Below are 9,070 nucleotides of genomic sequence, written 5' to 3'. Positions count from 1 at the left end.
CCCGCACCCCGAGGGGTGCGGGCCACGCCCGTACGCGTACTGCCGGTGCCGTGATCAGGCGCCCGCGGCGTTCAGGATCTCGCGCGCCAGCTTCGCCGTCTCGGTCGGCGTCTTGCCGACCTTGACGCCGGCGGCCTCGAGGGCCTCCTTCTTCGCCTGCGCGGTGCCCGAGGAGCCGGAGACGATGGCGCCCGCGTGGCCCATGGTCTTGCCCTCGGGGGCGGTGAAGCCCGCGACGTAACCGACGACCGGCTTGGTGACGTGCTTGGCGATGTAGTCCGCCGCACGCTCCTCGGCGTCGCCGCCGATCTCACCGATCATGACGATCAGGTCGGTGTCGGGGTCCGCCTCGAACGCCTCGAGGGCGTCGATGTGCGTGGTGCCGATGACCGGGTCGCCACCGATGCCGACGGCGGACGAGAAGCCGAGGTCGCGCAGCTCGTACATCATCTGGTAGGTCAGCGTGCCGGACTTGGACACGAGACCGATGCGGCCGGGCTTGGTGATGTCGCCCGGGATGATGCCGGCGTTGGACTGGCCCGGCGTGATCAGACCGGGGCAGTTCGGGCCGATGATCCGCGTCGTGTTGCCCTTGGCGGTCGCGTACGCCCAGAAGGCGGCGGAGTCGTGCACCGCGATGCCCTCGGTGATGACGACGGCCAGCGGGATCTCGGCGTCGATCGCCTCGACCACGGCGGCCTTGGCGAAGGCCGGCGGGACGAAGAGGACGGAGACGTTGGCGCCCGTCTTCTCCATCGCCTCGGCGACGGAGCCGAAGACCGGGACCTCGGTGCCGTCGAAGTCGACGGTGGTGCCGGCCTTGCGCGGGTTCACGCCACCGACGATGTTGGTGCCGTCAGCCAGCATCAGCTTGGTGTGCTTCATGCCCGTGGCACCGGTCATGCCCTGGACGATGACCTTGCTGTCCTTGTTGAGGAAGATAGCCATGTGAGTCTGTGACCTCTGCCCTTACTTCGCAGCCGCGAGCTCGGCGGCCTTGTCGGCCGCGCCGTCCATGGTGTCCACGCGCTGGACCAGCGGGTGGTTGGCGTCCGAGAGGATCTTGCGACCCAGCTCGGCGTTGTTGCCGTCGAGGCGGACGACGAGCGGCTTGGTGACCGCCTCGCCCTTGTCCTCGAGCAGCTGCAGCGCCTGGACGATGCCGTTGGCGACCTCGTCGCACGCGGTGATGCCACCGAAGACGTTGACGAAGACGGACTTGACGTCCGGGTCGCCGAGGATGATCTCGAGACCGTTCGCCATGACGGCGGCGGAGGCGCCACCGCCGATGTCGAGGAAGTTGGCGGGCTTGACGCCGCCGTGGTTCTCACCGGCGTAGGCGACGACGTCGAGGGTGCTCATGACGAGACCCGCGCCGTTGCCGATGATGCCGACCTCGCCCTCGAGCTTGACGTAGTTGAGGTTCTTGGCCTTGGCGGCAGCCTCGAGCGGGTTGGCCGCGGCCTTGTCCTCGAGCGCCTCGTGACCCGGCTGGCGGAAGTCGGCGTTCTCGTCCAGAGACACCTTTCCGTCCAGGGCCAGGATGCGGCCGTCCTTGGTCTTGACCAGCGGGTTGACCTCGACGAGGAGCGCGTCCTCGGCGACGAAGGTGTCCCACAGGGTCACCATCGCCTCGGCGACGCCCTCGGCCACGTCGGCCGGGAACTTCGCCAGGGCCACGATCTCGCGGGCCTTGACGATGTCGACACCGTCGACCGCGTTGACCGGAACCTTCGCGAGGGCCTCGGGGGTCTTCTCCGCGACCTCCTCGATGTCCATGCCGCCCTGCACCGAGGCCATGGCCAGGAAGGTGCGGTTGGTGCGGTCGAGGAGGTACGAGACGTAGTACTCCGCCTCGATCTCCGGGGACAGCTCGGCGATCATCACCTTGTGGACCGTGTGGCCCTTGATGTCCATGCCGAGGATGTCCGTCGCACGGGCGACGGCCTCGTCCGCGTTGGCGGCCAGCTTGACGCCGCCGGCCTTGCCGCGGCCTCCGACCTTCACCTGCGCCTTGACGACCGACTTGCCGCCCAGCCGCTCGGTGGCCTCGCGAGCCGCCTCAGGCGTGTCGATCACTTCACCGGCCAGCACCGGTACACCGTGCTTGGCGAAGAGGTCCCTCGCCTGGTACTCGAACAGGTCCACGCGCGTCCGTCCCTTGTCTTCAAAGATTCGCAGTGATTCGCGGTTTTCTGCTATCTGCGTGGGCGTGCCGCGGAGGGCAACGTGACGGCGCTGTCACAAGGGAGGCGCACACGGTGACCGTGGACGCGGCATGTCCGTCTCGCAGGTTATCCCCGCGGGACGTAGGTCCCTAAATCGCAGATCACACCTGAGCGGTGATACCTGTCACAGATCACCTCACGGTTGATCTGCAGATTCGTGCGATCCGCCCCTGTGCAGCGGACGGGAGCGTGGTCCACGGGCCGGCCGATCGGTCCCTCACGCCGGGACCGGGAGCGGCTTCTTCTCGATCGCGGCCGCCATCACCTCCGGGAAGAGGTCGGGGGTGCAGGCGAAGGCCGGGGCCCCGAGGGCGGCGAGGGCCGCCGCGTGTTCCCTGTCGTAGGCGGGGGCGCCCTCGTCCGAGAGCGCGAGCAGGGTGACGAACTGGACGCCGGCCGCCTTCATCGTCGCGACCCGGCGCAGCATCTCGTTGCGGATGCCGCCCTCGTAGAGGTCGCTGATCAGGACGACGACGGTGTCCGCGGGCCGGGTGATCTTCGACTGGCAGTAGGCGAGGGCGCGGTTGATGTCCGTGCCGCCGCCGAGCTGGGTGCCGAAGAGGACGTCGACGGGGTCGTCCAGCTGGTCGGTGAGGTCCACGACGGCGGTGTCGAAGACGACGAGGCGGGTGGCGATCGAGCGCATGGAGGCGAGGACGGCGCCGAAGACCGAGGCGTAGACGACGGAGGCGGCCATCGAACCCGACTGATCGATGCAGAGGATCACCTCCTTCTTCACGGATTGCGCCGCCCGGCCGTAGCCGATCAGCCGTTCGGGGACGACCGTGCGGTGCTCCGCGAGGTAGTTCTTGAGGTTGGCCCGGATCGTGCGGTCCCAGTCGATGTCCCGGTGCCGGGGGCGGCTGATCCGGGCGGAGCGGTCGAGCGCGCCGCCCAGGACGGCCCGGGTCCGGCCGGAGAGCTTCTTCTCCAGCTGCTCCACCACCGCGCGGACCACGAGGCGGGCCGTCTCCCGCGTGGTGTCGGGCATCGCCTTGTTGAGCGAGAGCAGGGTGCCGACCAGGTGGACGTCCGGCTCGACGGCCTCCAGCATCTCCGGTTCCAGCAGCAGGGCGGAGAGGCCGAGCCGCTCGATGGCGTCGCGCTGCATGACCTGGACGACGGAGGCGGGGAAGTACGTGCGGATGTCGCCGAGCCAGCGGGCCACCGCCGGGGCGGAGCCGCCGAGTCCGGCGGAGCGCTCCCCGGTGCGGCCGGCCGCCTTGCGGCCGCCGCCCGCGGGACCGCCGTAGAGGGCGCCGAGGGCGGTGTCCATCGCCGCGTCCCGGCCGGTCAGGGCGTGTCCCGTGCCGTCCGCCTCGCCCCCGCCGAGCACCAGTCGCCAGCGCCGCAGCCGCTCCCCCGCCGGGTCCGTCGCGCGCCCCGCGTCCGTCGAGTCCATCGCTTCCGTCGCGTCCGTCGTGTTCACCGGGCCACCCCCACCAGCTCGTCGTCTGCGCCGCGGGCATCCGCCAGCAGCATCCGGACCATCGCCACCACCGCGTCCGCCCGCTCCGCGTCCAGCTCCGGCCCGAAGCCCTCGGGCGCCGACCCGGCCGTGGCCGCGGCCCCGCCCGGCACGGCGGGGCCGCGCCGCACCAACTCGCCCAGGGTCCGCTTCACCCCCGGCTCGTAGGCGCCGAACGTCCGCCGCAGCAGCGGCAGTACGTCGACGAACGCGCGCTCCGGCACCCCGGTCAGCCAGCCGTCGATCAGGCCGAGCAGGCGTTCGTCGTGCACCAGCAGCGTGCCGCCGCCGGACGCTCCGCCCGCGAAGCCCTCGATCCAGCCGGCCGCATCGGCGGGCCCGGCCGCCGGGGACAGCGCGAGGCCCATCAGCCGCGCGGTCTCCTCGGCACTGAGCGCGCCGTCGTCGAGCAGCAGCCGGACCGCCCGGCCGCGGATCGGCCCGGGCACCGTGTCCCGGCCCGCCAGCGTCCGCAGCACCCCGGACCAGCGCCCGCGCAGCCCGTCCGCGGCGTCGCCGCGGTCGAGCATCCCGATCGCCCCGTGGACCGCGTCCACGTGGCCGCACATCTCGGCCGCGGCGTCGGCGTCGAGCCCGGTGGCGCAGGCGGGCGGCAGCGCGACGCAGATCCGCTCGGCGAGCCCGGCCGCGACCGTGCCCAGCGCGGCGGTGTCCGTGCCGCGCACGTCGCCGTAGCGCAGCGACCGGGCGAGGGCGGGCAGCGCCCGGGCGAGCCGGGCCACGTCGGTGTCCAGCGCGGCCCGGTCGGCCAGCGCCCGCAGCACGGCGGGCAGCGCCCGCCCCAGCCCGGCCAGCAGGCACTGCTCGGCCAGGGCCGTCACCTCGCCCAGCTCCGCGGCGGCCGCCGCGTCGGCCTCGGCCTTGGCGGTGGCCGCGGCGAGCACGGTGGTGCCCCAGATCCCGGCTTCGGCGACCCGCACCGACAGCTCCGGTTCCCAGCGCAGCCGCCAGCTCTCGCGGAAGGTGCCGGTGCTGCTCCGCGAGGCGGTGGGCGCGCCCCATCCGATGCCCAGCAGCCGCAAGCGGTGCAGCAGCAGGCTCTTGGCGCCGTCGGTGTCCTTGCGCAGGTCCAGCTCCAGCTCCCGCGCCTGGGCCTCCGCCTTCAGGCGCAGGGAGCGCTGGAGCCGGGTCAGGTCCCGCTGCAGGGGCACGACGGGCGTGGCGTCGGGGACCTCGCCGAGCACGTCGCCCACGACCAGCCCGTCCTCGATGAGCCCCAGGGGCACGGTGGAGCCCTCGCACATGACCGCGACGGCCGCTTCGAGGGTTTCGCCGAGGCCGGGCAGCGGGCGCCCGCGCAGCGCGGCCAGGGTCTCCGCGAGCCGGACCGCCTCGATCACGTGCGCCGAGGAGACCTGCCGGTCCGCCGCGCGGAGCAGCCCGGCGACCTTCGTCAGCCAGCGCTCCACGGGCCGGTCGCGGGCCTCGAAGAGGTGCGCGTACCAGCCGGGTGAGGTGATGCCCGCCCCGTAGCCGCCGGCCCGGGCCAGCCTGCGGTGGGTCCAGGGCACCCAGGTGGTCTCCACCTTGACCTTGGGCAGGCCGGTGAGCAGCGCCTTGTCGGCGGCCGCCGTGGTCTTCGCGCGCAGCGCGGGCACGTGCCAGGCCCCGCACACCACCGCGTAGTCGTCGCCGAACTCGCGGCGGGCGGCCCGCATCCGCTGGCGCATGTGCGCCTCGCGGACCGCGTCGCGGGGGTGGCCGCCGTCGCCGTACTCCTCGCGCAGGGCGGCCATGGCGTCGCCGAGCGCCTCGAAGGCGGCCGTCGGCCCGGCCCCGCCGCCGCTCCCCCGGTGTTCGACGACGTCCTCCCACCACTGCTCCGGGTCCTCGTACCCGGCGGCCGCGGCGAGCGCCGCGAGCGGGTCGAGCCGGAGGCCGGCGGCCGGACCGTCCCCGGCTTCCTCGGCCCCGGGCCCGGACCCGTGCTCCGGCTCCGGCTCCGCATCGGCGCCCGGCACGAGCGCGAGGGAGTGGGCGGCCGGCAGGTCGATGAAGCGGACCGGGATCCCCCGGGTCTGCGCCCAGCGGAGGGCGACCCACTCCGGGGAGAAGCCGGCCAGCGGCCAGAAGGCGGCCCGGCCCGGATCGTCGGCGACGTGCGCCAGCAGCGCCACGGGCGGCCGCATCGCCGGGTCGGCGGCCAGCGGCAGCAGCGCGTCCCCCTCCGGCGGGCCCTCGATCAGCACGGCCCGCGGCGCCGCCGCGTCGAGGGCGGCGCGCACCGCCCGGGCGGAGCCGGGCCCGTGGTGCCGCACGCCCAGCAGCAGCGGGCCCGTGGCGCGCGGGCTCACGCGGTCACCTCCCGGCAGGCGCGGTAGAAGTCCTTCCAGCCCTCGCGCTCGCGGACCACGGCCTCCAGGTACTCCTGCCAGACCACCCGGTCGGCGGCCGGATCGCGGACGACCGCGCCGAGGATGCCCGCGGCCACGTCCGAGGGGCGCAGTACGCCGTCGCCGAAGTGGGCCGCCAGGGCGAGTCCGTTGGTGACGACGGATATCGCCTCGGCGGTCGACAGGGTGCCGCTCGGCGACTTCACCTTGGTGCGGCCGTCGTCGGTGATGCCGCCCCGCAGCTCGCGGAAGACGGTGACGACGCGGCGGATCTCGTCCAGCCCCTCGGGCGCGGGCGGCAGGTCCAGGGCGCGGCCCATCTGGTCGACCCGGCGGGCGACGATGTCGACCTCGGCGTCGGCGGTCGCGGGCAGCGGCAGTACGACGGTGTTGAACCGGCGGCGCAGCGCGCTGGAGAGCTCGTTGACCCCGCGGTCGCGGTCGTTGGCGGTGGCGATGAGGTTGAACCCGCGGACGGCCTGCGCCTCCTGGCCCAGTTCGGGGATGGGCAGGGTCTTCTCGGACAGCACGGTGATCAGGGAGTCCTGGACGTCCGCCGGGATCCGGGTCAGCTCCTCGACGCGCGCCGTCATGCCCTCGGTCATGGCCCGCATGATCGGGCTGGGGACGAGCGCCTCGCGGCTCGGGCCGTGGGCGAGCAGCCGCGCGTAGTTCCAGCCGTAGCGCATCGCCTCTTCCGGGGTGCCCGCGGTGCCCTGGACGAGCATCGTGGAGTCCCCGCTGACCGCGGCGGCCAGGTGTTCCGACACCCACGTCTTGGCGGTGCCGGGGACGCCGAGCAGGAGCAGGGCGCGGTCGGTGGCCAGCGTGGTGACGGCGACCTCGACGATGCGGCGCGGGCCGACGTACTTGGGCGTGATCACGGTGCCGTCGGCGAGTTCGCCGCCGAGCAGGTAGGTGGCGACGGCCCAGGGCGAGAGCTTCCAGCGGACCGGGCGGGGCCGGTCGTCGGCGGCCGCGAGGGCTTTCAGTTCGTGGGCGAAGGCGTCTTCGGCATGCGGGCGCAGCACCTCGGCGCCGGCGCCGTTCTCGGGCATGGTCATGGTCCCCCTCCAATGCTCGGCAGCCGCTCCCGACTGCTGTGACCACGGTGCACCACGCCACTGACAACACCCCTTGCTCGGAGTGTTGTTGCAGGTCAGAGCGATTGTCAGTGGGGGTGCCTACGGTGGAACACATGACTGAGCAGGGGGTCCGCTGGACAGCGGAACAGGTACTGGCTCTGGCTCCTGACGTGGCGTCACGCAAGGCGGGTGCCAAGCTGGGCGGGGCGGGTCCGTGGTCGCAGACCGGAGGTTCCGCTTCCGGTGCGGTGTGGGGGTGGTGCAAGGGCAGCGGCAGTACGCCGTACCGGACGGTCGTGGACCTGACGGGCCCGGCGTACACGTGCTCCTGCCCGAGTCGGAAGTTTCCGTGCAAGCACGCGCTGGGGCTGCTGTTGCTCTGGGCGGCGGAGGGCTTCGGCGAACCGGCCGAGGCTCCGGAGTGGGCCTCGACCTGGCTGACCGAGCGGGCGGCGCGGGCCGCCCGTGCGGCCGCCCCGGGGGCGGCCGCGGCGGTCGCCGACCCGGAGGCGGCCCGTCGGCGCAGCGAGCGCAGAGCGGCCCGGATCGGCGCGGGCGTGAGCGAAATGGAGCAGCGGCTGGACGATCTGCTGCGCGGCGGACTGGCCGGTCAGGAGCACGCCGGATATTCCCTGTGGGAGGAGACGGCGGCCCGTATGGTCGATGCACAGGCACCCGGACTGGCCTCCCGCGTAAGGGAGTTGGGAACCATACCGACCTCCGGGCCGGGTTGGCCCGGCCGGATGCTGGAGGAGTGCGCGCTCCTCCATCTGCTGGACCGGGCCTGGCTGGGGGTGGGGGGACTTCCCGAGCCGCTGGCCGCCACGGTCCGGGCCAGGGTGGGCATCACGAACACCGCGGAGGGGGACGCGGTGCGCGACCACTGGCTGGTGCTGTCCCAGTACGACACCGTCTCGCCGGACGGCCGGCTCACCACGCGCCGGATCTGGCTGCGCGGGGCGGCGAGCGGACGGGCGGCGCTGGTCCTGGACTTCGGTCCGCCCGGGCGGCCGCCGGGGCTGGCGCTGCCGGTCGGCCTGGCACTGGACGCGCAAGCCCGCTTCCGGCCCGGGTCGGCGGGGCTGCGGGCGGACCTCGGGGAGCGGTTCGCGGCGCCCGCGCCGTGGCCGCTGGCCCCGGCCGGGATCTCGACGGGGGCCGCGCTCGACGCCTATGGGAGGGCGTTGCGCGAGGACCCGTGGCTGGACGCCTGGCCGGTGGTGCTCGGCCCGGTGGTTCCGGTTCCCGGGGAGCACGGCTGGCAGTTGGCGGACGCCCGGGGAACGTCCGCCCTTCCCGTACCGGCGGCCGCCGGGCGGTCCCGTTCGGGGCTGTGGCAGTTGGCGGCGCTGTCCGGGGGCGACCCGGTGACGGTGTTCGGCGAATGCGGACACCGCGGGTTCACTCCACTGACCGCCTGGGCCGCGGGCTCCGACGAGCCCGTCGTCCTGGGCTGAACGACGGCGCGGCGCGAGCCGCGCGGCAGTACCGCCGGCGCGGGGGCGCCGGCGGGCAACGAGCAAGCCGGGGGGCTTCTGTGAACGACAACCACGCCAGCTAGCGGGCCGAAAGGCCGGCCGAGGGCACGACGCACACCACACGCACGACGCACACGACCACACAGGGGAGGACTGCTCCGGTCCCGCGGAGGGGGCGGGACCGGAGCGCACCACCCGGCGGCGAGGCCGGGGCCGAGGCGGATGCCGAGGACGAGCACGAGGGAGGGGCACGTGAACGGGAACAGGCACGGGGACGAGCACGGGGACGGGCGGGCGCCCGGGGGCGAGCCGTGGGAAGAGCTGGTCAGCGCCGCGCTGCTCGGCACCGAGCGGCGGCGCGGCAGTGGTGCGACCGGCTCGCCGCGGGCCCTGCTGGACGCGGCGGCCGTCGCGGCGGTGCGCCGCCGGGCCGGGCTGCGGCCGGCCGAGGCGGGCC

At 74.0% G+C, this 9,070-nt stretch carries 6 protein-coding genes and 1 pseudogene; 2 read left to right on the top strand and 5 right to left on the bottom strand.

Annotated features, from left to right (window positions below; translation table 11 throughout):
* Positions 1–54: 54 nt before the first annotated feature.
* The 5 genes from sucD to ACFWAR_RS38640 all read right to left on the bottom strand — a co-directional run bounded on the left by sucD (position 55) and on the right by ACFWAR_RS38640 (position 7,114).
* Positions 55–948, bottom strand: a complete 894-nt coding sequence (sucD, locus tag ACFWAR_RS38660) for a succinate--CoA ligase subunit alpha (protein WP_385788191.1) — start codon at positions 946–948, stop codon at positions 55–57.
* A 21-nt stretch (positions 949–969) separates the two neighbouring features.
* Positions 970–2,148: an ADP-forming succinate--CoA ligase subunit beta gene (gene sucC / locus ACFWAR_RS38655; protein WP_385788189.1), complete on the bottom strand. Its 1,179-nt coding sequence runs from the start codon at positions 2,146–2,148 to the stop codon at positions 970–972.
* Positions 2,149–2,445: 297 nt separating this feature from the next.
* A complete protein-coding gene (locus ACFWAR_RS38650; protein ID WP_385788195.1) occupies positions 2,446–3,630 on the bottom strand; it encodes a VWA domain-containing protein in 1,185 nt (394 codons plus the stop codon).
* A gap of 23 nt (positions 3,631–3,653) precedes the next feature.
* Entirely contained in the window at positions 3,654–6,050 is a 2,397-nt protein-coding gene (locus tag ACFWAR_RS38645; protein ID WP_385788193.1) for a DUF5682 family protein, read from the bottom strand.
* Positions 6,008–7,114, bottom strand: coding sequence for an AAA family ATPase (locus ACFWAR_RS38640; RefSeq protein ID WP_354383073.1), 1,107 nt, complete (start codon positions 7,112–7,114; stop codon positions 6,008–6,010). Before ACFWAR_RS38640 ends, ACFWAR_RS38645 begins: the two co-directional genes overlap by 43 nt.
* A gap of 134 nt (positions 7,115–7,248) precedes the next feature.
* On the opposite strand from ACFWAR_RS38640, the gene ACFWAR_RS38635 reads away from it, so the two are divergent.
* Both ACFWAR_RS38635 and ACFWAR_RS38630 read left to right on the top strand, forming a co-directional pair.
* A complete protein-coding gene (locus ACFWAR_RS38635; protein ID WP_385788186.1) occupies positions 7,249–8,592 on the top strand; it encodes an SWIM zinc finger family protein in 1,344 nt (447 codons plus the stop codon).
* A gap of 273 nt (positions 8,593–8,865) precedes the next feature.
* Positions 8,866–9,070, top strand: a pseudogene (locus ACFWAR_RS38630) (hypothetical protein); the annotation flags it as partial.

The sequence above is a fragment of the Streptomyces sp. NPDC059917 genome (genome assembly GCF_042730635.1).
Lineage (GTDB): Bacteria > Actinomycetota > Actinomycetes > Streptomycetales > Streptomycetaceae > Streptomyces.
The sequence above is the reverse complement of the archived record's forward strand: the minus strand, read 5'-3'. Positions and strand labels throughout refer to the sequence as shown.

What these genes read in the sequence shown, in the direction of transcription:
- sucD (WP_385788191.1), bottom strand. Translation starts at nt 948, where the DNA reads ATGGCTATCTTCCTCAACAAGGACAGCAAGGTCATCGTCCAGGGCATG.
- ACFWAR_RS38650 (WP_385788195.1), bottom strand. Translation starts at nt 3,630, where the DNA reads ATGGACTCGACGGACGCGGGGCGCGCGACGGACCCGGCGGGGGAGCGG.
- ACFWAR_RS38640 (WP_354383073.1), bottom strand. Translation starts at nt 7,114, where the DNA reads ATGACCATGCCCGAGAACGGCGCCGGCGCCGAGGTGCTGCGCCCGCAT.
- ACFWAR_RS38635 (WP_385788186.1), top strand. Translation starts at nt 7,249, where the DNA reads ATGACTGAGCAGGGGGTCCGCTGGACAGCGGAACAGGTACTGGCTCTG.